The sequence below is a fragment of the Kitasatospora nipponensis genome, from assembly GCF_039528135.1.
Classification (GTDB): domain Bacteria; phylum Actinomycetota; class Actinomycetes; order Streptomycetales; family Streptomycetaceae; genus Kitasatospora; species Kitasatospora nipponensis.
Map to the genome: position 1 here is coordinate 1 of NZ_BAAALF010000638.1, position 802 is coordinate 802.

At 70.8% G+C, this 802-nt stretch carries 1 protein-coding gene; it reads left to right on the plus strand.

The window, feature by feature from the left end; genetic code table 11:
* Positions 1 to 313: 313 nt before the first annotated feature.
* A partial coding sequence (locus ABD323_RS42425) for a helix-turn-helix domain-containing protein (RefSeq protein ID WP_344447394.1) occupies positions 314 to 802 on the plus strand: 489 nt, incomplete at its 3' end.

The following is an 802-nucleotide window of genomic DNA, read 5'->3' on the forward strand; positions in this document are numbered from 1 at the left end:
GCCTCGTCCGGCTGCCGTTCGGGTTGCTTCCCTGCCGGCGATCAATAGCTTCGCCGCCCACCGGTACCCCTGGAAAGGGCCTACGGCTGTCGCCAACCGGACAGTCCGACTCCAGACAGCCAACCATGTCCATGCCACGTCCTTTCAGGCGTGGGGCGGCCGGAGTGATGTGGAGGCGCAGAGTTGCCCGGCATATGCCGCGAGCTGCAACGAAGGGCGCTTAACGGATCTTGAAGCGGTTCCGTCGCCCTGGAAGGATGCGCATGTCATCGCCACATTCCGGCGGTGGGACCACGACACCGGGGGGATCGTCATGTTGGAGGCACTGGGCCTGTCGGCCACGGGGGCTGTGGTCTACCGGGCCATGCTCGACCACCCCGGACACGGCGTGGATGAGATCGCCGCGCAGTGCGCCCTTTCTCCCACGCAGGTCCACGACCACCTCGACGAGCTCGCCGGCCTCATGCTGGTGCGCGCGTCCGCCGACCATCCCGGACGGATGCGCGCCATCGACCCCGAGGTCGGCCTCGCCGACATGCTCGCCCGCCAGGAAGCCGAACTCGCGGCCCGCCAGGCCCGCCTCGCCGCCCCCCGCGCCGCCGTCACCCGCATGGTCGCCGACCGCGCCGAACACCGCGCCACCCATGGCGAACACCTCCTGGGCATGGACGCGATCCACGCCCGCCTCGAACAGATGGGCCACTCCACCACCAGCGAGGCCCTCAGCAGCCAGCCCGGCAACCAGCGCCCGGAGGATCCCCCCGCCAGCCGCCCCGCGGACGCCAAGGTCCTGGCCCGTGGC